18 protein-coding genes are annotated in these 22,551 nt (G+C 71.5%); 7 read left to right on the top strand and 11 right to left on the bottom strand.

The window, feature by feature from the left end; translation table 11 throughout:
* Nucleotides 1-4: 4 nt before the first annotated feature.
* Entirely contained in the window at nucleotides 5-661 is a 657-nt protein-coding gene (locus tag ABT025_RS02415) for a GntR family transcriptional regulator (RefSeq protein ID WP_350988892.1), read from the bottom strand.
* Nucleotides 662-918: 257 nt separating this feature from the next.
* Here ABT025_RS02415 and ABT025_RS02410 point away from each other — a divergent pair, with 257 nt between their 5' ends.
* Nucleotides 919-2,148 carry an MFS transporter gene (locus ABT025_RS02410; RefSeq protein WP_350988890.1) on the top strand — a complete coding sequence of 410 codons (1,230 nt, stop codon included), beginning with the start codon at nucleotides 919-921 and terminating at the stop codon, nucleotides 2,146-2,148.
* Here the strand turns inward: ABT025_RS02410 and ABT025_RS02405 are convergent.
* A complete protein-coding gene (locus tag ABT025_RS02405; protein ID WP_350988888.1) occupies nucleotides 2,131-3,309 on the bottom strand; it encodes a hypothetical protein in 1,179 nt (392 codons plus the stop codon). The two genes, ABT025_RS02410 and ABT025_RS02405, sit on opposite strands and share 18 nt — an antisense overlap.
* Nucleotides 3,306-4,265, bottom strand: coding sequence for a 5-dehydro-4-deoxyglucarate dehydratase (locus ABT025_RS02400; protein WP_350988885.1), 960 nt, complete (start codon nucleotides 4,263-4,265; stop codon nucleotides 3,306-3,308). The genes ABT025_RS02405 and ABT025_RS02400 overlap by 4 nt, the downstream gene beginning before the upstream one ends.
* Before the next feature lie 678 nt (nucleotides 4,266-4,943).
* Here ABT025_RS02400 and ABT025_RS02395 point away from each other — a divergent pair.
* Complete coding sequence (locus tag ABT025_RS02395; RefSeq protein ID WP_350988882.1) at nucleotides 4,944-5,753, top strand: NAD-dependent epimerase/dehydratase family protein; 810 nt, start codon at nucleotides 4,944-4,946, stop codon at nucleotides 5,751-5,753.
* Between the two features lie 129 nt (nucleotides 5,754-5,882).
* Nucleotides 5,883-7,097 carry a TerD family protein gene (locus tag ABT025_RS02390; RefSeq protein WP_350988880.1) on the top strand — a complete coding sequence of 405 codons (1,215 nt, stop codon included), beginning with the start codon at nucleotides 5,883-5,885 and terminating at the stop codon, nucleotides 7,095-7,097.
* A gap of 108 nt (nucleotides 7,098-7,205) precedes the next feature.
* Here the strand turns inward: ABT025_RS02390 and ABT025_RS02385 are convergent, their stop codons facing one another.
* The 4 genes from ABT025_RS02385 to ABT025_RS02370 form a co-directional block, all read right to left on the bottom strand.
* On the bottom strand, nucleotides 7,206-7,436 hold the full coding sequence (locus tag ABT025_RS02385) for a hypothetical protein (protein ID WP_037711258.1): 231 nt from the start codon (nucleotides 7,434-7,436) through the stop codon (nucleotides 7,206-7,208).
* Between the two features lie 294 nt (nucleotides 7,437-7,730).
* On the bottom strand, nucleotides 7,731-9,203 hold the full coding sequence (locus ABT025_RS02380; RefSeq protein ID WP_350988877.1) for an alkaline phosphatase PhoX: 1,473 nt from the start codon (nucleotides 9,201-9,203) through the stop codon (nucleotides 7,731-7,733).
* 130 nt (nucleotides 9,204-9,333) lie between these two features.
* Entirely contained in the window at nucleotides 9,334-10,815 is a 1,482-nt protein-coding gene (locus ABT025_RS02375) for a hypothetical protein (protein WP_350988875.1), read from the bottom strand.
* Nucleotides 10,816-11,015: 200 nt separating this feature from the next.
* Nucleotides 11,016-11,720 (bottom strand): antibiotic biosynthesis monooxygenase, encoded by a 705-nt coding sequence (locus ABT025_RS02370; RefSeq protein ID WP_350988872.1) that lies wholly within the window; start codon nucleotides 11,718-11,720, stop codon nucleotides 11,016-11,018.
* Between the two features lie 135 nt (nucleotides 11,721-11,855).
* On the opposite strand from ABT025_RS02370, the gene ABT025_RS02365 reads away from it, so the two are divergent.
* Nucleotides 11,856-12,977 carry a lipid II:glycine glycyltransferase FemX gene (locus ABT025_RS02365; RefSeq protein WP_350988868.1) on the top strand — a complete coding sequence of 374 codons (1,122 nt, stop codon included), beginning with the start codon at nucleotides 11,856-11,858 and terminating at the stop codon, nucleotides 12,975-12,977.
* Between the two features lie 243 nt (nucleotides 12,978-13,220).
* Nucleotides 13,221-14,192: a 4-hydroxy-tetrahydrodipicolinate synthase gene (gene dapA, locus ABT025_RS02360; protein ID WP_350988866.1), complete on the top strand. Its 972-nt coding sequence runs from the start codon at nucleotides 13,221-13,223 to the stop codon at nucleotides 14,190-14,192.
* On the opposite strand, the gene dapD is transcribed toward dapA, so the two are convergent.
* From dapD to ABT025_RS02345, 3 genes are all read right to left on the bottom strand, one after another.
* Complete coding sequence (gene dapD / locus ABT025_RS02355) at nucleotides 14,164-15,153, bottom strand: 2,3,4,5-tetrahydropyridine-2,6-dicarboxylate N-succinyltransferase (protein WP_350988864.1); 990 nt, start codon at nucleotides 15,151-15,153, stop codon at nucleotides 14,164-14,166. The genes dapA and dapD overlap by 29 nt on opposite strands.
* A gap of 276 nt (nucleotides 15,154-15,429) precedes the next feature.
* Nucleotides 15,430-15,966 carry a TetR/AcrR family transcriptional regulator gene (locus ABT025_RS02350; RefSeq protein WP_350988862.1) on the bottom strand — a complete coding sequence of 179 codons (537 nt, stop codon included), beginning with the start codon at nucleotides 15,964-15,966 and terminating at the stop codon, nucleotides 15,430-15,432.
* Nucleotides 15,966-16,286 (bottom strand): DMT family transporter, encoded by a 321-nt coding sequence (locus ABT025_RS02345; protein ID WP_350988860.1) that lies wholly within the window; start codon nucleotides 16,284-16,286, stop codon nucleotides 15,966-15,968. The genes ABT025_RS02350 and ABT025_RS02345 overlap by 1 nt, the downstream gene beginning before the upstream one ends.
* An 81-nt stretch (nucleotides 16,287-16,367) precedes the next feature.
* Here ABT025_RS02345 and ABT025_RS02340 point away from each other — a divergent pair, with 81 nt between their 5' ends.
* Both ABT025_RS02340 and ABT025_RS02335 read left to right on the top strand, forming a co-directional pair.
* Nucleotides 16,368-17,522, top strand: a complete 1,155-nt coding sequence (locus tag ABT025_RS02340; RefSeq protein ID WP_502971877.1) for a DUF7847 domain-containing protein — start codon at nucleotides 16,368-16,370, stop codon at nucleotides 17,520-17,522.
* Between the two features lie 197 nt (nucleotides 17,523-17,719).
* Nucleotides 17,720-19,912, top strand: coding sequence for a serine/threonine-protein kinase (locus tag ABT025_RS02335; RefSeq protein ID WP_350988858.1), 2,193 nt, complete (start codon nucleotides 17,720-17,722; stop codon nucleotides 19,910-19,912).
* Nucleotides 19,913-20,061: 149 nt separating this feature from the next.
* Here ABT025_RS02335 and ABT025_RS02330 read toward each other — a convergent pair whose 3' ends face one another.
* On the bottom strand, nucleotides 20,062-22,518 hold the full coding sequence (locus ABT025_RS02330; protein ID WP_350988856.1) for a hypothetical protein: 2,457 nt from the start codon (nucleotides 22,516-22,518) through the stop codon (nucleotides 20,062-20,064).
* Nucleotides 22,519-22,551: the final 33 nt, after the last annotated feature.

Raw genomic sequence — 22,551 nt, 5'->3', positions numbered from 1 at the left:
TGGTTCACGCCGCGTCACCCCCGTCTTCGTCGTCGGGGAACGCGCGGCGCACGAACGACGCGATGTGGTCGTGCAGAGCCCCGGCAGCCGCGTCCGCGTCGTCGGCGAGCGCGAGCCGCAGGATCTCCCGGTGCTCGGCCGCCTCCCGCTCCCACGACGGGATGGCCGTCCACGCGACCGTCGACACGAGCGCCGCCTGGTCGCGGACCTCGTCGAGCATCCGGGCCAGCAGCGGGTTGCCGCAGGGCAGGTAGAGCGCACGGTGGAAGTCCCGGTTGGCAAGCGACCTGTCGGCCTTGTCGAGCGCCGAGTCGGCGCGCTCCAGGGCCTCCTGGGCCTCGTCGAGCGAGGCCTTGCGGGTGATGGAACGGCGCAGCGCCTCGGGTTCGAGCAGCAGCCGTACGTCGTACACCTCCCGGGCCATGGACGCGTCGACGTGCCGCACGACGGCGCCCTTGTACTGGCTCATGACGACCAGGCCGGTACCGGCGAGAGTCTTGAGCGCCTCACGGACGGGGGTCTTGGACACCCCGAACTGCGCGGCGAGTTCGGTCTCGACGAGCGCCTGCCCTGGTCTCAGCTGCGCCGTGAGGATCGCGTGCTTGATCGCCTCCAGCACGTACTGGGTGCGGGACGGAATCGGGGTGGGCGCAAAGGTCATGGGTGAAGGGCTCTCGCATCTCGCGTATCGCGTCTCATATATGACGTACGAAGTACGACGCGATGAAGCTAGAGGCGCCACGAATGTTTCGTCAACGCTTCTCACAGAAGAACTTCACGGGACTACGACGTGTGCCCTACACCGATCCCGGGCCCCGGCCACCCCGGGCCGGCGGCCTACGGCATCCTCCCGATGCTCCGCAACGGCCTTACCAGCCAGCCTGATCGCACAACGAAGGCGCAGGTCAGGGAGGTTCGATGGCGATACGGGCAGAGTCGGCGGCGGGGCGGGTCCTGCGTGACCGGACGGCGGGGGTGTTCCTCGCAGCGGTCGTCATGTCCGGATTCGGCAGCTCCGCGATGCTGCCGGCGGCCGGGATCTGGGTCAAGTCGCTGACGGGCTCGGACAGTCTGGCGGCGCTCGCCCTCTTCGCCGTCTGGCTGCCGGTACTGTTCGGGCCCCATCTCGGAACGGTGGCCGACCGGCTGCCGGGGAAGCCGCTGCTGGTCGGGGCGAACATCGTCATGGCCCTGCTGATGGCCGCGCCGGCCTCGGTGGATTCGGCCGGGCGGATCTGGATCCTGTTCGCGGTGCTCCTGCTGTACGGGACCGGCTCGGTCCTGATGGACGCCGCCGAGTCGGCCGTGGTCGCCCGGGCCGTGGACAAGCGCCTGCTGGGCGATTTCAACGGCTTGCGGATGACGGCGAACGAGGGCATGAAGCTGGTGGCCCCGCTCACCGGCGCAGCGCTCTACGCACGCTTCGGGGGCGGTGCGGTGGCCCTGCTGGACGCGGCCTCCTTCGCCCTGGCCGCCGGGCTCTGCGCACTGCTGCGGGTACGCGGACAGGACCCGGCGGCCAAGGGCTCGGAGGGGGGCTGGACCGCCGGGACACGGCAGGTGCGGAGGTCGCCGGCGGTGCGGCCGCTGGTGCTCGCCGGGGCGGTCACGATGCTGTGCGCAGGGCTCAACGGGGCGACGCTGTACGCCGTCGTGGACGGGGTGCTCGGCCGCTCCCCCGCGTACGCGGGTGTGCTCTCCGCCGTCCAGGGAGCCGGGTCCGTCACGATCGGGCTGCTGGCAGGACCGCTGCTGCGACGGCTGCCGGAGCGGGTGTTCACGGCAGCGGGGATCGCCGTGTTCGCGGTGGCGGTGGGCCTGCGGGCGCTCCCTTACGACGCGGTGGCGCTGGTGGCGTGCGGCCTGATCGGGGTGGGCCTGCCCTGTGTGCTGATCGCCGCGATGACGGCGGTGCAGCGGGAGACGCCGGACGCGGTCCTGGGCCGGACGGCCGCGGCCGCGGGCACGCTGATGATGGCGCCCAACGCGGTGGCGCTTGCGCTCGGCGCGGGACTGGTCGCGCTGGTGGACGTGCGGGTGCTGCTGCCACTGGTGGGCTCGGTGGCGCTGCTGACGGCGGCATGGCTGGTCACGGGCCGGCGGGGGAAGGCCCCTGCCGGCCCGCGTGCGTCAGCGGCTGAGGCGTGAGAGCCCTCCGGCGACGGCTTCGAGATCCGGGTCCGAGGCCAGCCCCGCGTGGTACAGGCGCAGTTGGTTCGCGCCGAGCGAGGCCGCATGGGCGGCGTCGCGCTCCAGGGTGCCGGGGCTGCCGCCCATCCCCCGCACCACGGTGAGGTTGGCCGCGAGAACGCCTCCGCGCCCGGCGAACGGGCCGAGCACGGCCTCACGCACCGCGTCACCGCCGGTGCAGGGCAGCACCACACCGTCCGCCACGGACAGGATGTGCTCCGGGTCCACACCCACGTTGGCTCCGGAGCGGTACTGCGCGGGGTCGGCGTGCAGCAGCACCTGGAAACCGGGCGCGGCCGCCGCCCGCACCGCGGCGACCACCGACTCCTGGAGCCCTCGGGCCACCTGGGTGCGCCACCGGAGGGTGGCGGCGGCGAGATCCGCGCCGAGCAGCTTCTCGATGCCGTCCCAGCCCGCTTCCGGGGCGCCCGCACCGGACCACACCGGCTCCAGCGCCCGGCGCACGGCCAGGCCCAGCGCATCGGCGTCCAGCCCCTGACCGTCGTACCCGGCCCGGCAGTCGGGACAGAAGCAGAGCGACATGAGGTACTGGGCCGCGTCACCGAGGCCGACGCCCGCGATCTTGTCGTGGGCGTGCAGATGGGCGAAGCCGTACCAGCCGCACGACTCCAGTTCGGTGCCGCGTGCCCCGTCCCGTACCGCGGCCTCCGCGGCCAGGTCCACCAGATACGCGCGGACCGCGGGCTGCGCGATGCAGGGGGCCCACGGATAGCGGTCCCCGTAGGCGTTGACCACGGAGGTGTCGGGGTGCTCCGCGCCCAGCCGGGAGTTGTGCGCGAGAACGACCCAGCTGTGCACGTGGAGCCCGGCGCCGGCCAGCGCCTCGGCTGCCTCCGCGTAGGCGTCGCCCGATGCCACCCAGGACTGCGGGTACGGGCGCAGCTCGCGCCCCGCCCACCGGGCGGAGTCCGGCGGGTAGAGCACCGCGGCGTGCTCGGCCGTGACGATGCGGCGGGCCGGATGGCGCGGGGTCAGCGCGCGGGTGGAGTGGTAGGCGGCGGCGAGCGTCACCTGCTGGACACCGAGGTCCGCGACACGGGCGGCCGCGTCGGGATCCCCGACGATGTCCCAGGGGTAGAGGAAGGCGGAGGTCTTCACCCGCGCTCCCCCGCGCCCCCGCGCTCCAGCAGCGCACGGCCGGCTTCGATGATCTCCGTCAGCTCCTTGATATGCGCGGCGGGCGGCTCGGTGAGCGGGGTGCGCACCTCGCCGACGTCCAGGCCCTGGAGGCGGACGGCCGCCTTGACCAGCGAGACGGCGTAGCCGCGGCCCTTGGCGCGCAGTTCGACGAGCGGGCGGTAGAAGGTGTCGAGCAGCGCGTTGACGAGACCGTCGTCGCCGGACTCCAGGGCGCGGTAGAAGGCCAGCGCGATGTCCGGCGCGAAGGCGAACACGGCGGAGGAGTAGAGCGTGACGCCGATGCCCCGGTAGGCGAGACCGGTGAGCTCGGCCGTGGGCAGCCCGTTGAAGTACAGGAAGTCCCGGCCCGGCAGTCCGGTGCGCACCGCGCTGACGATGCGCTGCATCAGGTCGAGGTCGCCGTAGCCGTCCTTGAGACCGATGATGCCCGGCGCCTGCGCCAGCGCGACCACGGTCTCGGGAGTGAAGACGGCGTTGTCGCGCTGGTAGACGATCGTCTCCAGGCCGGTGGCGGCGGCCAGCGCCGTGTAGTGGGCGAGCAGCCCCTCCTGGTCGGCGAGGACCAGGTAAGGCGGCATGGCGAGGAGACCGTCCGCGCCGGCCTCCTCGGCGAGCTTCGCGAACTGGACCGCCAGGGCGGTGCCGTATCCGGCGCCCGCCACGACGGGCACCTCACCGGCGGTCTCCTCGACGGCCGCAGCGACGACGAGGCGGAACTCCTCGGGCGTCAGGGCGTGGAACTCGCCCGTGCCGCAGCAGGCGAAGACGGCCGCCGCACCTGCGTCGACGCCCTTGCGCACGTGCGCGCGGAAGGCGTCGAGGTCGACGGAGCCGTCCGGTCCGTAGGCAGTGACGGGGAAGAAGAGCGGCCCGGCGACAGCGGTGAGTCGGGCGGCAAGTGGGGCTGAGGTCACGGGCGCTCCCTGAGCGGTTTCAGGCGTGCACAATTCTGATTGACGTCCATATTCATGAACGGTCTTACGCTAAGGCAGTTGCTCGGCGCGGGTCAAGGCGGGTTGCCCCGGTACGGGGCACGGGGTTCCGTCCTCAATCGCCGGACGGGCTTGAGTGCGGGTCCCCCGCGGGTGCGCCCCTGCCCGGCGGGTGGGGGTGGGTTCCCTCCGGGGGGACTCCTCAAAAATGGCGTGCGCACCCGACGACGGACAGGCACCCGGGTCGTACGCCATTTTCTGCGGGGACACCCCCGCACGGCCCCACCCCGCATCAGTCGCGTCTGCCCACCGGCGGTTCGACTGCCGCAGAAGCAGGACGGCCGGGTCCGGGGCCGTGCAGGGGCGTCCCCGCAGGACGACGAACGGACACCCGGGTCCATCGCGGACCCGCCGCACGTTCGTCGTTCGAGGAGACGCCCCGGAGGGGCCCCGGACCCCCACCCACAGATGTCACCGCGACGCCCCGCGGAGCACCCGCACCAACCGAGCCCGTCCGGCGATTGAGGACGGAACCCCCAGCCCCTGACCGGGGAAACCCCCCTTGACGCAACCACACACGCTCCGTAACTTGTCCACGCATGTGAATGCCGCCCATGGACCAGGCGCGCGCAGCCGCCCCCGTACCGAGGAGATCCGCGTATGTCCGCTCCCCGCACCGTCCTGCTCACCGGCGCCGCCGGCGGCCTCGGCACCCTGATGCGCGGACTGCTGCCCGCCCACGGCTACGAGCTCCGCCTGTTCGACATGTTCCCCATCGAGGGCGAGCCGGACGCGATCACCGCCGACCTCGGCGACAAGGATGCGCTGCGCGAGGCCGTGCGGGGCGTCGACGCGATCATCCACCTTGCGGGCATCTCCCTGGAAGCCTCCTTCGACAAGATCCTCAGGGCGAACATCGAGGGCACCTACAACCTCTACGAGGCCGCCCTGGCGGAGGGCGTGCGCCGGATCGTCTTCGCGTCCTCCAACCACGCCGTCGGTTTCACCCCCCGGCCGCTCCCCGGCGACCCGCTCATCCCCATCGGCACCCCTCGCCGCCCGGACACCTTCTACGGTCTTTCCAAGTCCTTCGGCGAGGACCTCGCCCAGCTCTACTGGGACCGGCACGGGCTGGAGACCGTCTCGGTGCGCATCGGCTCCTGCTTCCCGGAGCCGACGTCCGTACGGATGCTGTCCGTCTGGATGAGCCCGGCCGACGGAGCCCAGCTCTTCGACGCCGCGATCACCGCCGAGAACGTGGGACACACGGTCATCCACGGCTCCTCGGACAACACCCGCCTGTGGTGGGACCTGACGACGGCCCGGTCCCTCGGCTACGAACCGCAGGACGACTCGGAGGAGTACGCGGCGAAGCTCATCGCCGAACAGGGCGAGCTCGACCCGGACAACCCGGACCACGCCCACCTCGGCGGCCACTTCTGCACCAACCCGCCGATCTGGCCGTACTGAGCGGACACGGCAGCCCTCGGAGGAGGCGGACATCCACCCATGAACCCGGGCAAAGCCTGTTGCCGCCGTACGGGCGAAGCCGCCCGAAGGTAAGGGAACGGCAAAGCCGGGTCATTCGTTACCTCGTGCATGACCGCTATGACACCCGGCTCGAACATCCCCCTCTCCGCCGCCCGCGTGACGGTGGACGTCGCCGCTCCCGTGCGGCTCGACGTATCGGGCCTGCTGCTCACCGCCGACGGCAAGGTGCGCTCCGACGACGACTTCATCTTCTACAACCAGCCCGCGGGCCCGGGTGTGACCTACCGCTCCGGCGGTGGGACCGCACCCGACGCGATCGTGGTGGACACCGCCGCGGTGCCGCCCGGCATCGAGAAGATCGTCGTCACTGCGAGCCCGGACGGAGCGGGTCAGACCTTCCAGGGCATCGAGCCAACCGCCACCGTGCGCAACGCGGACGACGGCAGTGCGCTCGCCACGTTCACCCCGCCCCAGCTGGGCTCCGAGACCGCCCTCGTGGTCATCGAGGTCTACCGGCGGGGCGGCGCCTGGAAGGCCCGCGCGGTCGGGCAGGGCTATGCCAACGGCCTGGCCGGCATCGCCACCGACTTCGGTGTGTCCGTCGAGGAGCCCGCCGCCGCCCCGGTCGCGCCTCCGGCCCCCGTCGCACCGCCGGTGGACCCGCGGATCGCCGCTCCCCCGGTGGCATCCGCACCGCCCGTCGCACCCCCCGCGCCTCCGGTGCCCCCCGCTCCCCCCGCCTCCGGCAAGATCAACCTCGACAAGGGCCGGGTCAGTCTGCAGAAGAACCAGACGGTGTCACTGGTCAAGGGCGGCCGCCCGCTGCTGTCCCAGGTCAAGATGGGCCTCGGCTGGGAGCCCGCGTTCCGCGGCAAGGACATCGACCTCGACGCCTCGGTGATTGCATACGGCCCGAACCGCAACCACCTGGACAGCTGCTACTTCGGCAAGCTCTCCATCCTGAACGGCGCCATCAAGCACTCCGGGGACAACCTCACCGGCGAGGGCGCCGGCGACGACGAGGTGATCGTCGTCGACCTGGGCCGGATTCCCCCGGAGGCGACCGGTCTGGTGTTCACGGTCAACTCGTTCACCGGCCAGAAGTTCACCGAGGTGGCCAAGGCCTACTGCCGGCTGATCGACGCTGCCACCGGCGAGGAGCTGGTCCGCTTCGACCTGACCGGCGCGGAGCCGCAGACCGGCGTGATGATGGCAAAGCTGATCAAGCAGTTCTCCGGCGAGTGGGAGATGACCGCGATGGGCGACTTCGTGAAGTCGCGCACCGTCCGCGGCATGGTCAAGCCCGCCGCCCAGTCGCTCTAGGACCGACCCCGGTGGAACGTCTTCAGGGGCACCCGGCTGGCTGCGGGTGCCCCTGAAGGCGGTCGGCGAGAGATATACGGCGTACGCGGCGCGTGCTCGTCGCTTCTCTCAGAGCTTGGTCAGCTTGGAGTACGGGCTCAGGATCCTCCCCTGTCGCCCCGAGAAGTCGATGAGCACTGCGTCGTTGTCGCCCTCGACAGCAAGGACTCGACCGAGTCCGAACTGGTCATGCGACACCCTGTCGCCCACATCGAACAATTCGACCGGTGGGGCCGCCTGGGCCGGGCGGTTGAAGGGACTGGAAGGCAGGTGACGCCGGGATCCGGCTGACTGTTTCATTACATTGAGTATGCGCCCTGGAAACGTCCGACGCCATGCCCGACCGCTCCTGGGGGCGCACTGATGCCGGATTCGTAATCAGCGGTTCCGGGACCGCGCACCGTCCCTCCCCGCTTCCGGCAAGGGCACCGCCCGTGTCACGGCGTCCGCGGCGCCGCCGCGGATGTGGCGGTTATCGCTTCCCCGCGAGGCGTGGCCGGCGTGCGTTCCGGGCAGAGGACCGGCCCGGTCCGCGGCTGACACCACCGCCGCGGACCGGGCCGGATCACTGCTGAGGGGCTCTGCCGCAGGGTTCTACTGCTCCCGGCGCGAGTGGCGCTTCCACGGGCCGGTGATGGCCAGCATGATGCCGGGCGTCTGGATGTTGGCGAAGAGCGTCTTGCCGTCGGGCGAGAAGGTCACGCCGGTGAACTCGCTGTACTCCGGCTCGGCCTCCGTGCCGGCGTTCAGCTCGTTGCGCGCGATGGGGTAGGTGCGGCCGCTCTCGGTCGCCCCGAAGAGGTGCTGGATGCCCTCGCCGTCCTCGGAGATGACCAGGCCGCCGTAGGGCGAGACGGTGATGTTGTCCGGGCCGTCGAAGGCGCCGTCCTTGGAGGGGTCGGCGTTGACGCCGAGGAGCACCTTCAGCGTCAGCGTGCGGCGCTTCGGGTCGTAGAACCAGACCTGGCCGTCGTGCTGCACGGGGCTCTCGCCACGGGCGAAGGAGGACACGATGTAGGCGCCGCCGTCTCCCCACCACATGCCTTCGAGCTTGCGTGCGCGGGTGACCTCCTCGTCGCCGAACTGCTTGCGCACCGAGACGGTCTTGGCGTCACGGTCGGGCACGTCGACCCAGTCCACGCCGTACACGGTGCCGGTCTTCGTGGCGCGCGAGAGGTCGTCGACGAACTTTCCGCTCTTGTCGAAGCACTTGGTGGCCTGAAGGACGCCGGCGTCGTCGGCGAGCGTGCGGAGCTTGCCGCGGCCGTGCTTGAAGCCGTGCGGCGGGACCCAGCGGTAGAGCAGTCCGTTGGGGCCGGACGCGTCCTCCGTGAGGTAGGCGTGGCCCTGCTTGGGGTCGATGACGACGGCCTCGTGGGCGTAGCGGCCGAACGCCTTGATCGGGCGCGGGTCGCGGTTGGCACGCCGGTCGGACGGGTCGACCTCGAAGACGTAGCCGTGGTCCTTGAGCAGGCCGTTCTTCCCGGCCTTGTCCTCGGTCTCCTCACAGGTCAGCCAGGTGTCCCACGGGGTGGAGCCGCCGGCGCAGTTGGTGGAGGTGCCGGCGATGCCGACCCATTCGGCGGTGCGGCCGTCGCGGCGGGTCTCCACGACGGTGCAGCCGCCGGCGGCGACCGCGTCGTAGACGAGGCCGTCGGTGAGCGGAACGGGGTGCTCCCAGCCGGCGCGGGTGCCGCTCAGCTCGTGGTTGTTCACCAGCAGCGTCACGCCGCGCGCGCCCTCGAAGGCGGCCGTGCCGTCGTGGTTGGAGGGGGTGTACTCGCCGCTCTCCAGCTTGGTGACACCGCTGTGGGTGATGACCTTGTACGAGAAGCCGGCGGGCAGCGCGAGTATGCCCTTCGGGTCGGGGAGCAGCGGCCCGTAGCCGGGCTCGTGGCCGTGCCCGTGTCCGTCGTTTCCGTGGCCGTGGTCGTCGTGGCCGTTCTTGGAGTCCTCGGCGGCGAGGGCGCCGGGTGCGGTGGCCAGCGCGGCGACGGTTCCGGTGAGGGCGATGCCGGCACCGGTGAGGGCGGACTGTCTGGTGAATTCCCTGCGCGTGAAGGCCATCACGTACTCCTGGTGCAGCTGGGGCGGGTTGGTTGCGGGATCACCGTCCCGCCCCTGCGCCAACACCAGTTGAACTGACGACGACTTCGAGGGATTCCGTTGCGTGAACTTCCTCGCCGCCGCCGCCCGCTCAGCTGCCGGAGCCGCTCCGCGACCGCGCCTTGAAGGCGGCCTTGCGGGCGGCCTTCGCCTGCTTCTTGTCGCTGTGCAGCCGCCCCATCGCTTCCAGGACGTCCGCCGTCGCCGGGTGGTCCACCCGCCACGCCTCGTCGAAGAAGCCGCTGTGCTGGCCGGACAGCCCCTCGACCAGGCCCTGGAGCTCGTCCAGATCGCCGTCCGCCTCCAGCTGGGCCGCGATCGTGTCGACGGCGAGCCAGAAGATCATCGCCTCGGAGGGGGCCGGCACGTCGGCGGCGCCCCGCTCGGCGAGCCAGACCCGGGCGAGCCCGCCCAGTTCGGGGTCGCCCAGCACCGCGCGCACCGCGGCCTCGGCCTCCGCGCCGACCAGGGCGAGCGCCTGCTGGCAGTGCAGCCGGCGCAGCGGTGCCTGCGGGTCCTCGCCGCGTGCGGCGTCCAGGAGTTCACCGGCCGCCCCGTCGGCGCCGTGCCGCGCGAGCCACAGCTCGATCTCGCCGCGGGCCGCCTCCTCGGGGTAGTACGCGATGCCGCCGAGCAGCACGTCGGCGCCCTTGTCCGCCAGGTCGCCGATGGCCGGGGCGTCCACACCGGCGTCCAGCATCCGGGCCCGGATGCCGTAGAGGCCGAGAGGGGTCAGCTTCACCATGCCGTACCGCGTGACGTCGTCGTCGTCGGCGGGTGGCACGGCCTCCTCGCCCTCCTCCGCCAGCAAGGCCTCGTCCACCGGGTGGTATTCGACGATGCCGATGGGTTCGAGGACCCGGAACTGGTCGTCGAGGCGCATCATCGCGTCGGACACCTGTTCCAGGATGTCGTCGGTGGGCTCGCCCATGTCGTCGGGGACGATCATCGAGGCGGCCAGCGCGGGCAGCGGCACGGGCTCGTCGCCCGCGCCCTCGCCGACGGTGAGCAGATAGAGGTTGCCGAGCACCCCGTCGAGGAACTCGGCCTCGGTCTCCGGATCCCAGTCCAGCGCGTCGAAGTCGACCGACCCGTCCTCACCGATGAGGTCGGCGAAGTCGTCGAACACCGGGGCGGTGGCGTCGGCGTGGGCGGCCTCCAGGCCGTCGAGCCAGATCGTCAGAACGTCCTGCGGCGAACCGCCGGTCAGCAGGGCCAGGTTCTCTCCCGCGGTGACGGTTCCCTCCGCTTCGCCGTCGTGGCCGTGCGCGTCGGCATCCGCGTCCTCATCCGCCGGGTCCTCGATCTCGACCAGGCCGGTGTCGACCGCGAGCCGCCAGGCCTCGCTGGCTTCCGCCGCGCCGTCCTCGTCCGCGACAAGGCCCAGGTGCTCGGCCGCCGCGGGCAGCTGTGCGTCGACGAGCTCGCCACCCGCGCCGACCCGCGTGTCCGGCCCGGCCCAGCGGGCGAGCCTGACGGCGCGGGCGAGCAGCGGCGCGGCGAGCGCGTCCCGTGCCAGCTCCGCCTCGGTGTGCAGCCGTACCGGCGGCAGGGTGGGGCGCTCTGCGGACATCAGGGGGTTCTCCTCGAAAACGTGCGGGTGTACACGTCGCCGGAGCCGCGGCTCCGGGCGGGTACGGGGTCAGGCGTCCCAAGCCTAGACGCATTTCGCCCGGTACCGCCCGGTGCACGGAAGAGAAGGAGCCGGGGCACCGAAAGGACCCGTACAACTGATCTCCGTACACGGGGGTTTGCCGCCCGGGAAGACCCCCGTCACCCGCCCTCGCCCGGTCGCAGGCTCAGCGCGGGGGTGTAGCGGCGCACACCCCCGCCGGTGACGCCCGGGTAGGTCCGCACCCGCTCCCACTGCGGCGTCCTCGATCCGATGCCGTCCCCGGGCGCGGCCAGGGCGTCGATGTGGGCCTGCGCGCTCACCCACTCCGCGTAGTTGAGTACCCGGGTCCCGTCGGTGCTCACATGAAAGTGTCCGGCGAGCCCGCCGGGCGCGGGGGCCGGGTCCGTCCCCAGCGCTTCGAACACGCCGTCCACCCAGTCGCGTTGGCGGGCACTGTCCGCCCCTTCGAACTCGACGTCGACCACCACGACGCAGCCGGGCTCCCGGCCGCCGGGCGACGAGGAGCGGTAGAGCTCGTAGGTGTGCAGCCCGAGCCGCTCGATGCCCGGCACGGCCGCGTCGATCTCGGCGTTGCGCTCGTCCCGGCCGTCCCGGGCGAAGTCCTGATAGCTCTCCTCGCCGGTCCACTGCGAGTAGTGGAGGAGCGTCCTGCCGTCCTCTCCCGTGTACACGCTGTACGAGAGCAGCCCCGGGTGCGGCCAGCGCCTGGCCCCCCACGCGGAGCGGATGGCCCCGACGGCCTGCTTTCGGCGTTCCGCTGTGCCGACGTCCCAGGTGCTGACCTTGACGAGCCCCGCATCCGCTCGGGTGACATCGGGCCGGGACACGAACTCCACTGTCATGGCTGCTCCCCTCACCGGCGCACCCTTGCGGTGCGTCCGTGACAGCCACCCTGATACGTCAACCACGCTTGAGGTCAACCGCGGCCCGCGTCCCTCTCACTACGCTGACGAATCGGACTACGAACGGAGTACCGCATGACGCTGCGGGTCGAGGAGATCACGCGCGAACAGCATCTGGCGTTCGTCGCCGGCCGGGACGCCGCCAGCCATATGCAGGTCCCCTCGTGGGGCGAGGTGAAGCCCGACTGGCGCGCGGAGAGCATCGGCTGGTTCGACGGCGGCGGGCGGATCGCCGGTGCCGGACTGGTGTTGTACCGCCCGGTCCCCCGGCTGAAGCGTTATCTGGCCTATCTGCCGGAGGGTCCGGTCATCCCCTGGCACGAGGGCGAGCTGCGCCCCTGGCTGGATCCGCTGGTGGCCCACGCCAAGGCCCGGGGCGCGTTCACGGTACGGATGGGCCCGCCGGTGATCGCCCGCCGCTGGGAGGCTTCCCGGGTCAAGGACGCGATCGCGGACCCTGCCGCGGGCCGGCTGCGCGACGTCGAGGCGGATGTGACCGAGCCCCGGGCCGCCGAGGTCGTGGAGCAGTTGCGCCGGCTGGGGTGGCAGCAGGGCGCGGACGGGGACGCGGACGGCTTCAGCGCCGGGCAGCCCCGGTACGTGTTCCAGGTGCCGTTCGCCGGACGGTCGCTGGAGGAGATCCGCGGCGGGCTGAACCAGCAGTGGCGGCGCAACATCAAGAAGGCGGAGAAGGCGGGCGTGAAGGTCGTCGAGGGCGGCCTCGACGACCTTCCGGTCTTCTACGAGCTGTACCGGGAGACCGCCGAGCGCGACCGCTTCGTCCCGCGGCCGCTCGGCTACTTCCAGCGCATGTGGACCGCGCTGCGGGCCGAGGACCCGGACCGGATGCGGCTCTATCTCGCCCACCACGACGGGGAGGTGCTCTCCGCGGCGACGATGCTGACCGTCGGGACCCATGTCTGGTACTCGTACGGTGCCTCGACGAGCCGACGGCGCGAGGTGCAGCCCAACAACGCGATCCAGTGGCGGATGATGAGCGACGCGCACGAGCGGGGCGCCGCCGTCTACGACCTGCGCGGCATCACCGACACCCTCGACGAGGACAACCACCTGCTGGGCCTGTTGCGGTTCAAGGCGGGCACCGGGGGGCGGGCCGCCGAGTACATCGGCGAGTGGGACTACCCGGTCGGCAAGCTGCTGCACAAGGCGTTCGGCCTGTACATGTCCCGGCGCTGAGCGCACCGTCCCGTCACCGCCGCGCCGGTGCCCGCCGCCTTCGCCTGCGGACCGCCGGGCGGGCGCGGCAGGTGTGCGCACTGGTACGGCTGACCAGCGGCAAGCGCCGCGCCGGTGCCCACCACCTCTCCGCCCCGCCGGGCTTCACAGCGGGCCGACCCCTTCAACAGTTGAGCACTGCTTCACCTTCACCCGGAGAAGAACTAAGTGGACCTTCACGGTCCGGGGGTCGACACTTCGGACATGACGCCGCTCCCGTCCTCCCGCCCCCGCCCCTTCGGCCGCACCCTCTGCGCCATGGTCACGCCGTTCACCGCCGCCGGCGACCTGGATCCGGACGCTGCCGCCGCACACGCCGCGGCGCTGGTCGCCGACGGCTGCGACGGTCTGGTGCTCAGCGGCACCACCGGCGAGTCCCCGACCACCTCCGACGCCGAGAAGGCAGCCCTGGTACGCGCGGTGCGGGAGGCGGTCGGCCCGGACGTTTCGCTGGTCGCGGGCGTCGGAACAGCTGACACGCGGCACACCGTGGAACTGGGCAGCCAGGCGGAACAGGCCGGTGCCGACGCCCTGCTGGTCGTCACCCCCTACTACAGCCGCCCCCCGCAGGCCGCCGTCGAGGCGCACTTCCTCCGCGTCGCCGAGTCGGCCGGCCTTCCGCTGATGCTGTACGACATCCCCGGCCGCACCGGCACCCGTATCGAGCCGGAGACGATGCTGAGGCTGGCGGAACATCCGCGCATCGTGGCGGTGAAGGACTGTTCGTACGACCTGCTCGGTGCGACGAAGGTGATCAGCGCCACCGGGCTCGCGTACTACTCGGGCTGCGAGGAGCTGAATCTGCCGCTGTACGCGGTGGGCGGCGCGGGTTACGTCAGCACGGTCGCCAATGTGGCGCCCCGCCCCCTGCGGGCCGTGCTGGACGCCTTCGACGCCGGGGACACCGCCGGGGCCGCTCGGCTGAACGGGCTCCTGGCCCCGCTCACGGAGCTGATGATGGCGTCCGGGCTGCCGGGCACGGTGACGGCGAAGGCGCTGCTCGGGGCGGGCCCGGTCCGGGAACCGCTGCAGCCCGCCGGGCGCGAGGCGTCCGACGGGCTGCGGAAGGCGTACGCGGAACTGCTCGCCGCCTGCCAGGGGCTGCTCCGCGATCCCTGGTGGGCGCGCGACGACGGCCCTCGGCCGTTCAGTCGTTGCTGTGCAGGACGTCGTTGAGGCCGCCCCAGACCGCGTTGTTCGGACGGGCCTCGACGGCGCCGCTCACCGAGTTGCGGCGGAAGAGGATGTTCGAGGCGCCGGAGAGCTCACGGGCCTTGACGACCTGACCGTCCGGCAGGGTGACGCGGGTGCCCGCGGTGACGTAGAGACCGGCCTCGACGACACACTCGTCGCCGAGCGCGATCCCGACACCCGCCTCCGCGCCGACCAGGCAGCGCTCGCCGATCACGATGCGCTCCTTGCCGCCGCCGGAGAGCGTACCCATGGTGGATGCGCCGCCCCCGATGTCCGAGCCGTCCCCGACGACGACGCCGGCGGAGATCCGGCCCTCGACCATGGAGGTGCCGAGGGTGCCCGCGTTGAAGTTGACGAAGCCCTCGTGCATCACGGTGGTGCCGGCCGCGAGGTGCGCGCCGAGCCGCACCCGGTCGGCGTCGGCGATCCGGACGCCCTTCGGCGCGACGTAGTCCGTCATGCGCGGGAACTTGTCGACCGAGGTGACCTGGAGGTGCAGGCCCTCGGCGCGGGCGTTCAGGCGCACCTTCTCCAGGTCGTCGACGGCGACCGGGCCGAGCGAGGTCCAGGCCACGTTGGTGAGGAGGCCGAAGAGGCCGTCGAGGTTCTGCCCGTGCGGCTGGACGAGGCGGTGCGAGAGCAGGTGCAGACGCAGGTACGCGTCGTGCGCGTCGAGCGGCTTGTCGTCGAGCGAGGCGATGACCGTACGGACGGCGACGACCTCGACCCCGCGGCGGGCGTCCACACCGATGGCCTTGGCGGCGCCCTCGCCGAGCAGGTTGACGGCACGGTCGGGGGTGAGCCGCTCGGTTCCGGCCGGTCCGGGCTCTGCGGTGAGCTCGGGGGCGGGGAACCAGGTGTCGAGAACGGAACCGTCGCCGGCGATGGTGGCGAGGCCGGCGGCGACGGCGCCGGTGGTACGGGTGGAAGTCGTGTCGGTCATGACCAGAACCTAACCGGCGGGGGGCGGCCCGGGCCAACCGGTCTCAGCGTCCGGGCGTGATCACGACCGGGCCACGGGGCCGGACCGGTCCCGTGGCTCGGTGGCATCGGTTGCCGTTGGGGACCACCCCCGTGGACCCCCTACGGCGGCCGGCGGACGCCCGGGACCCGGAGGCCAGGAGCGCTGCTCCTTGTGCAGTTCCGCACGAGGCGTGTCATCCGCTGTTGTTGCCCGGAGCGGCCCTCCGGCTTCACGGACGGAGCCGCGGTGACGGGATCAGTTGGTGATCCGGCCCAGCATCTCCCGTGCGTACGCCTCGTCATAGGCCCCGCCGGTGAGGAGGACCTGCAGACAGATCCCGTCCATCAGCGCGATCAGCGCCCGCGCCGTCGCCGGGCCGGTGCGCGGTGCCAGGAGTGCGGCGGTGTCGTCGGTCCACTCCGCGGCGACCGGGCGCAGCGCGGGCCGGCGCAGGGCGGCGAGGTAGAGCTCGTACTCCAGTTCGGCCCGGCCGCGGCCGATGTCGAAGAACTCACCGAGCAGCCGGGCGAGTTCGGTGGCGAGATCAGCGGCCGGGTCGGCGAGGGCCGGGCTCTTCCGCATGAGCGTGGCGAAGTTCTCGTTCGACCGGCGCAGGGCTGCGATCAGCAGTTCGTCGAGCGAGGCGAAGTGGTACGTCGTCGAGCCGAGCGGCACATCGGCCTCGGCGGCGACGGAGCGGTGGCTCAGCCCGGCGATCCCCTTGGTGCCGACGACCCGGATCGCCGCGTCGATGATCCGCTCGCGCCGCTCGGGGTCGTACCGTCGCGCCATCAGTGCGCTCCCCCCAGATTGAGGACCACCACACCGGCGATGACCAGGGCGATGCCCGCCGCCTTGACCGGGCTGCCGGACTCCCCCATGAACAGCATGCCGATGGCGGCGACGGCGGCGGTGCCGATCCCGGCCCAGATCGCGTAGGCCGTCCCCATCGACATCGTCTTGAGCGTCTGGGCGAGCAGCGAGAAGGCGAGCAGATATCCGACGACGGTGATCAACGAGGGCCACAGCCTGGTGAATCCCTCGCTGTACTTCATGGCGGTCGTCCCGGCGACCTCCGCCGCTATGGCCGCGGCCAGCAGTCCGTATCCCATGTGTACGAGTGTACGCATCGCCGGTGCGGGAGGCCCGGGGCGGGGAGGCTTCCGGGGGCGCTACCGTGGTCCGTCCAGTACATGCCAGTTCATGATCGACTGACCGACGGAGCAGCAGTGGCGCAGGACGCGGGGTGGGGCGGCGGTGCCTACGGAGGCGCGCCGTACGGGGGACCCGGGGGGCCGCCCGGGTGGGGCGGCTGGGGCGGCGGCTGGATGCCTCCGAAGCCCGGGGTGATACCGCTGGGCCCGCTGCGGCTCGGGAACGTCCTCGGCGGTGCGTTCGCCACCCTGGGCCGTTACGGCAAGCAACTGCTCGGAGTCGGTGCTGCCGCGTACGGCGGGGCGCTGGCCGTGGTTGTGGTGTCCGCCGTGATCGCGTACTCCGCCGTCGCGGACCATCTGGACCGGATGCTTTCGCTCGGTTCCGACGAGAACCCCCGTACGGAGGACTGGGTCCCGCTGGTCATCGCGTTCGGCTCGGTCGCGGTGGTGGGCCTCATCGCCGTCGTGATCTCCACGGCCATGATGTACACGGCCGTGCCGGCGATCCTCCAGGAGGCGGTCCTGGGCCGCCCGGCCACGTTCTCCGCCGTCTGGCGACGCGCCTGGGCGCGGATGCCCGCCGTGATCGGGACGGTCCTGCTGACCTGGCTGATCGCGCTGGTCCCGCTGCTGCTCGCCTGGGCCGGCTTCCTGGCCTTCGTGATCGGCATGCTCAGCATGGACGGCGGCAGCGGACCGGTCGCCACGATCCTGATCGGCGTAGTGGGCGCCCTGGCGACGGCGCCGCTGGCGACCTGGCTCTGGGTGAAGTTCAGCCTGGCCCCCTCGGCCGTCGTATTCGAGAACCAGGGCCCGATCGCCGCGATGCGCCGCTCGTCCAGGCTGGTTCGCGGGGACTGGTGGCGGATCTTCGGAATCACTCTGCTGGCCGGCGCCATCGCGACGGTCGCGAGCTATCTGATCCAGATACCGTTCTCGTTCCTCGGGATGTTCTCCGGCATCCTCGGTTCGATGAATCTGGGCAACGACCCGAATCCGGCCTCGGTCATCGTCGCGATGAGCGGCTATGTGGTGTCGATACTCGTCGGCCAGCTGGTCAGCCAGATGGTCGTGGCGACCTTCCCGCCGCTGGTGACCGGACTGCTGTACGTCGACCGCCGGATCCGCACCGAGAACCTGGGTCCGGTCCTCGCCGAGGCCGCCGCGATGCCGCCGCAGTACTCGGCCTGACGCGGCATCCGCAGGGCGGGAGCCGGGAGCCCGCCCCGCGGATGCGCCCAGCCGACGCGCGTCCCAAGGCGGCGCCGACGGGCGCCTGTTCGTCCCCCGCTTTGCTCTGCGGGGCCACCCTGCGGCTAGTTTGTGTGCAGGACAGGCACGAAGGCCCGTGATGACAGAGGTTCACGGGGGACGGGAGGTCGGGAAGAGTGTCGCTGCGCGGAGGTGATCCAGCCGAGATCGGCGGTTATCCGCTTGAGGCACGGCTGGGCTCGGGTGGCATGGGCACGGTCTTCCTGGCCCGTACGAGCTCCGGAAGACCTGTCGCGATCAAGCTGATCCACCAACAGTTCGCGGGGGACGACGAGTTCCGCATCCGCTTCCGCCAGGAGGTGGCGGCTGCGAGGCGGGTGAGCGGCGCGTTCACCGCCGCGGTGGTCGACGCCGCCCCCGAGGCCGATCAGCCGTGGATGGCCACGACCTATATCGAGGGGCCCACGCTCGCCCAGCACATCGCCGCGGCAGGCCCGTTGAACGGCGCGGAGCTGCGGAAGCTCGCCATCGGGCTGGCGGAGGCGCTGCGCGACATCCACCGGGTGGGGGTCGTCCACCGTGACCTGAAGCCCTCGAACGTCGTGCTCTCGCCCGAGGGGCCGCGCGTCATCGACTTCGGCATCTCGCGCGCCGCGGACCAGCAGACGCTGACGATGACGGGGCGGGTCATCGGCACACCGCCCTTCATGTCGCCCGAGCAGCTCCAGGCGCCCCGCGGTGTGGGGCCTCGGTCCGATGTCTTCTCGCTGGGGACGCTGCTGGTGTACACGGCGACGGGCCACGGGCCCTTCGACGCGGACAGCCCGTACATGACGGCATATCAGGTGGTGCACGAGGAGCCGTCCCTGGATGCCGTTCCGCCGGCGCTGCGCGCGGTCGTCGAGTCGTGCCTGGCCAAGGAGCCCGAGGGCCGCCCCTCGGCGGACGAACTCCTCGTGCTGCTGCGGGATCTGTCGGCCGATCTCGGCGGAACCGGTACGGCCGGGGCCGGGGCGGGCCGTACCCGCGACATGAACACCCAGCATCACCTCGTGACGCCCACCGGCCCGGCCACCGACACCTCGATCGGCCGTCGGCTGCGCCGCCGCTGGCGTCCCGTGCTCGCGGCCGCGGTCGCGGTGGCGGCGATCGGCGGCGGGGCGGCCGTGCTGAAGGCGGGCGGTTCCGCGGGGAACGGCGACGAGGGCAAGAGTGTCGCGGCTCCGGCTGCCGCGCTTCCGGCCGGCTTCACCCCGTGGCGCACGACTGTGCAGGGCGGTCGCACGGACATCCCCGACGAGCTGCGCTGCGTCGCCCGGGGCGACGCGCTGTTCTGCGGGGGCGGCGGCGTCGTCGCGACCCGGGTCAGGCCGCAGGACGGCTCGCGAGTGTGGACGGCGAAGAGCCCGGGCATCCCCGTCCAGGGCATGCACCTGGTGGGCGCCACCGACGACACGGTGCTCGGGTACCGCTTCGCCGCCGAGAACGCCCCGCAGGGGCCTCCCAGCGAGGTGGTGGCCCTCGACGCGGACACCGGCCGGGAGCTGTGGTCCGTGGCGTCCGGCTCCCAGTCGACGGCCGTCACGGGCCGGACCCAGGACGCCGTGGTGGCCGGCACCGCCGTCGTGACGGTCGACGCCTCCGACTCCCGCTTCGAAGCCCGGGACGCGCACAGCGGCAAGACCGCCTGGACGACACCGTTCCCCGCGGGCACCCGGTGCGCCGCCGTCCCGGCGGGTTCACAGCTCTTCGCGATGTGCGCGGAGGACGCGGAGCTGGACGCCTCGGAGGTGAGCCGCCCCACCTTGTTCACGGTCGACCGCGCCTCGGGTGCGCTGGGCAGTCCCCTCGCCGTCGACGGCCCCGCCGTCCCGGTGGGCGTCGACGACGGCGTCCTCGTACTCCTGAAGGAACACATGGAGGGACCGGCGTCGGTCGGCTACGACGCGGTGGCGCGGGTCGACCCGGCCTCCCTGAAGGTCACGTACTCCCCGCTGGCCAGGACGTACGCGGGAACGCCCGGCATGGTGAACGGCACCGTCTATGTGAGCGGGCAGACCGGCCTCGTCACGGCGATCGACCCCGCGACCGGCCGGCAGAAGTGGTCGCGGCAGACCTCCGTGGAGGGTGCTTCGGGCCCCGCGGCGGGAGACGGCGCACTGTACTTCAGCTCGGCCACCGGCCGCGTGGTCGCCCTGTCGCCGCAAGACGGGAAGCCCCTGTGGACGACAGATCCGCAGGCCGAGGGTCTGACCGGCGAACAGGGCGCAAGCCCACGCGTGACCGTCGCGGGGGGTGCGGTGATCGCGGCCGCGGCCGACAACACGCTCTTCGCCTTCGACGCGCGGAAGCCGCCGAAGGCGGGCTGACTCCGGCGGCGGGTGCCGGGGTCAGGAGCCAGGGGGCCGGAGACCAAGGCCGGGAGCCGGCTGCTTTCGGATCGGGATGAGCCTCACCCCTTCCCTTTCGGGGGGGGTGAGGCCCATCCCGTACAAGCGTGCGAATTACCTCCGGTCGGTCAGCCGGTGGCGTCCTGGCGCCTGCGGCGCATCCACCACACCAGCGCCGCACCTGCGACGACGACCGCTGCGGCGATGCCGGAGATCAGCCCGACCGGTGTGTCGGAGCCGGTGTCGGCGAGGCCGCCGTCCGGGTCCGGCCTGTTCGCCGGCGGCTGGGTGTTCCCGCCCGTCGGGGCCGGAGCCGGGGCCGAGGCCGACGGATCGCCACCCGGTTCGGTCGGGTCGGGACCAGGCTTCGTGGCAGTGGGAGTGGGAGTGGGCTTGGGGTTCTCGCCCTCGCCTGCCGCCATCCTGCCGCCGCCCAGGTAGAGGGTGTCGGTGTCCCGGTACGAGACGTCATCGGACCGGAGGGACGTCTTGGTGGTGGTGTCCAGGGTGCGGTGTTCCGCGTTGAACCGGGTGCGGGAGATGTTCTGCTTGGGCTGCTTGGAGAAGTCCACGCCGCCGACGCCCTGGTTGTAGACCTTGCCGCCGTACTCCAGCTCGAACCACTCGATGCCCTTTTTGATGGAGTCCATGTAGCGTCCGTGGACGCTTTCGCGGGTCCACTTCTCGTTGGGCGCGCGCAGCGGCCACGCGGAGACGTCGTTCGAGTCAATGATCTTGTGGAAGTCGGTCGCCGTCTTCGCGTCCTGCTGGCGGATGTACTCGGCGGCGACGCGGGCGGTGTAGACGGCCCGCAGGTCGGCGTAGTCGGGGTCGGTGTTGACCCGCTCCTCCACCACCGGCATCACGTTCGTGCGGATGCTCGCCTCGATGGCGTGCTTCTGTGTGTCGGTCAGACCCGTGCACTCGGTGGAGCCGGGTGCCTGCCACTCGACGTCCAGCCACTGGGTGGACACCTTGAGGGGTGCGTCGAGGATGTAGATCCCGCCGTCCTGCTCGCGGACCTGGGCGGGCTTGGGCTCGATCCACATGCGCACGCCCGGGAAGCAGGGCATGCCGTTCTGGCGGGGTGCGGTGTCCCAGTACCGCCTGGCACCCGCGTGCTTGTCGGGGTTGAGGGCCTCGGAGAAGTCGTGCTTCATCTCCAGGTCCGATTCGAGCAGGACCCGGCCCACGTCGGTCCTGCCGAACGTGGCGTCCATGACCCGGTCGGGCTCGTCCGGGTTGAGGTTGACCCAGAACTTCTCGGGAGTCAGTGCGAGCCAGGTGAACAGGGCGTCGGAGGAGAGCTGCATGCGCGCCTCGCCACCGAAGCCCGGGTCCTCGTCGGGGTTGGGCATCTGGTCGGCACGCATGGAGTACTGCATGCCCTTGCCCTTCCCGAGGCCGCCCACATAGCGGAGTTCCAGGGTGGTGAAGTCGACGCCGCCCGGGCCGCCTCGCGGGAGGGTGCCCCGGGAGTCGAACCGGCGTGCGTCGGCCTGGATCTTCCTGGCCTCGCTCAGGGTCTTCCCGGAGCCGTTGATGCGGTCGTTCAGCGGGCCCCGGGTGCCGCAGGTGGAGGCGGCTGCGAGTTGCGTCGTGCCCTGGCCGCCCTGGCAGCCCGGGGCGAACCACCGCTGGTAGTCGGAGTAGCCCCTGATGGGCGTGGTCCGCGGGACGGGGTTGTAGATCCGCTGGTTGCCGCGGACCTGGTTCGTCTGTCCCGGCCGCAGCCGGTTGACGTACTTGTTGAAGTTGTCGATCTTCTTGCGCTGGGTGTCCGAGAACGCCTTCGCACCGGTGACACGGAACTTGTGGTCCGGCATGAGCCGGGCGACCTTCCGGTCCTTCGCGAGCTGCTTGTTCGTCAGCTCCGAGTTCGACTTGAACTCGTTGAACTCCTTGGTGCGCTGGTTGTAGGCGTCGTACCGGCGCGTGTCGACGACGTTGCCCTGCGCGTCGATGAGTTCGACGGTGACCTCACACAGCCAGTCCGGCCCGACCAGACGGAAGTCACGCACGAGCTGGGCTTCGAACGACGATCCCTTGTGGTTGTTGACCTGGTTACGGATGAACCGGCGCTCGAACCAGTGCTCGAAACTCAGACTCTCGCTGTTGTTGAAGTACCGGGCGTAGATCTCGAACCTGCGGTCCTCCGGGTCACCGGACTTGTCCGCGATCTTCTGCCACGCCTTGTAGTTCTTCTCCGTGTCGCCCGGGACCTTGGACAGGGCCTTGGTCCTGTCCAAGGCAGTCGGCGCCTTCACTCCGTCGTACGCCTTGCCGGGCAGGTCGTAGTTGAAGTTCTTCGGGTTGCCCTGCCAGGCGGAGAAGTTCGAGCCGGTGGGGTCGTTGGGGAATCCCGAGTTGGTCGGCGTGCTCGGTTCCGTGCGCCCCAGGTTCTTCTTGTCGCAGCGTTGGGCGCCGGGCTTGATCCTGGCGGAGACGGCGCGAGGTGCTGCGGTGGCGGTGTCGGTCTCGATACCGGGCAGACCGGTCACGGTGATCGCCGAGGCGATCCCTAACGCGGCGAGGACGCGGCCGGCCGTACGCCACCGCCCGGATATGCGCAGTGCTCTGTTCAAGAGTGAACATCCCTCACGTGGGGCCTTGAGGGG

This window comes from Streptomyces sp. NPDC002809 (assembly GCF_040295435.1).
In the GTDB taxonomy this organism is placed as follows: Bacteria; Actinomycetota; Actinomycetes; order Streptomycetales; family Streptomycetaceae; genus Streptomyces.
This window is presented reverse-complemented; position numbering and strand designations above follow the sequence as displayed.